This window comes from Agromyces binzhouensis (assembly GCF_004135055.1).
GTDB lineage: Bacteria > Actinomycetota > Actinomycetes > Actinomycetales > Microbacteriaceae > Agromyces > Agromyces binzhouensis.
In genome coordinates, this window is record NZ_SDPL01000591.1 from 1 (window position 1) to 1,426 (window position 1,426).

The 1,426-nt window shown below is 75.4% G+C and carries 2 protein-coding genes; both read left to right on the plus strand.

Features of this window, described 5'->3' with window-relative positions:
• On the plus strand, positions 1 to 1,007 hold a 1,007-nt coding region (locus ESO86_RS16945; RefSeq protein ID WP_207207205.1), incomplete at its 5' end, for a septum formation family protein.
• A partial coding sequence (locus ESO86_RS16950; RefSeq protein ID WP_242492434.1) for a PfkB family carbohydrate kinase occupies positions 1,004 to 1,426 on the plus strand: 423 nt, incomplete at its 3' end. The genes ESO86_RS16945 and ESO86_RS16950, both read left to right, overlap by 4 nt.

A 1,426-nucleotide genomic window follows, 5' to 3' on the forward strand; every position in this document is an offset into this window, starting at 1 on the left:
CGGTCGTCGCCGACGACCCGGGCGACGACCCGTTCGGCCTCGATGCCCGCGACGAGCGGGCCGCCGACGTCGACCGGCCGGCCGTCGACGACCCGTGGGCCGCGTACGACGTCGACGAGCGCACGACCGAGCGACAGGATCGACCCGGACCGGAGTCGAGCGGCACGGGCGACGACGGCCTCGCCGCGCTATTCGGCGGGGCGGGCTTCGGAGCGACCGGGCCCATGTCGGTGGTCGAGGCATCCGCCGCCGAGACCGAATACGATCGGCCGCAGGCTCGCCAGGCGGGCTACGGCTCCGGGGCCGGCGCCGACGATCCCTTCGCGCGCGACGCACGCGGCGACTGGGACGACTTCGGCGATGCGCGCGGGTCGCAGCCGCGAGCCGGCGACGACGACCGCGGAGGGCATCGTGCCACGCCCGCGGCGCGCACCGATGACGCAGGACGCGACCGGTCTCCCGTCAGGATCCTGACGTGGGCGGCCGGCGGGCTCGCCCTGGTCGTGCTCATCGTCGCCGTCGTGGCGTTCGGCACCCGATTCCTCGCACCGGGCGACGCCGGCACGGCCGCGCCCGTGGCGACCGAGGAGCCCGTCGCGGCACCGACGGCACCCCAGCCCGCGGGCGTGCACTCGTGGCAGGCCCTCTTCGGCACCGAGTGCCTCGAGCCCTTCGAGTCGGCGTGGGCCGAGGAGTTCACCGTCGTCGACTGCGCGAGCCCGCACACGGCGCAACTCGCCTACCGCGGCACCTTCGCGGGTGATGAAGCGACCGAGTTCCCGGGCGAGGAGGCCCTGGCGACGCAGTCGCAGGAGCTCTGCGCCGCAGAGGGCGTCATCGATCCGGCCGCGGCGAGCGGAGTCGGCGAGCTGCAGATGCTCACCGCGTTCCCCGTGACCGCCGAGCAGTGGGACGCCGGACAGCGCAGCTACTACTGCTTCGTCGAGCAGGTCAGCGGCGAGCCGCTGACGGTCGGCCTCGCCGGCCCCGGACCCGCCGCACCATGAGCCGGCTGGTGGTCGTCGGGTCGGTGAACGTCGACGCGACGAGCTACGTCGACGCCTTCCCGCAGCCCGGCGAGACCATCCACTCGCACGGCCACCGTGTCGCGCTCGGCGGCAAGGGCGCGAACCAGGCCATCGCGGCCCACCTCTGCTCGGCCGACGTCGAGTTCGTCGCGCGCCTCGGCGACGACGCCGCGGCCGACGTCGCCCGTGCGGCGTTCGCCCGCTTCGGGCTTCCGACGGAGGCCGTGGCGACGGTGGCGGGCACGCCGACCGGGGTCGCCCAGATCACCGTGGCCGCGTCGGGCGAGAACACGATCGTGGTCACGGCGGGGGCGAACGCCGCGGTCGGTGCCGACGTGGTCGCCGCCGAGCGCGAGCGCATCGCCGCCGCCGACCTCGTGCTCACGCAGGGCGAGCTG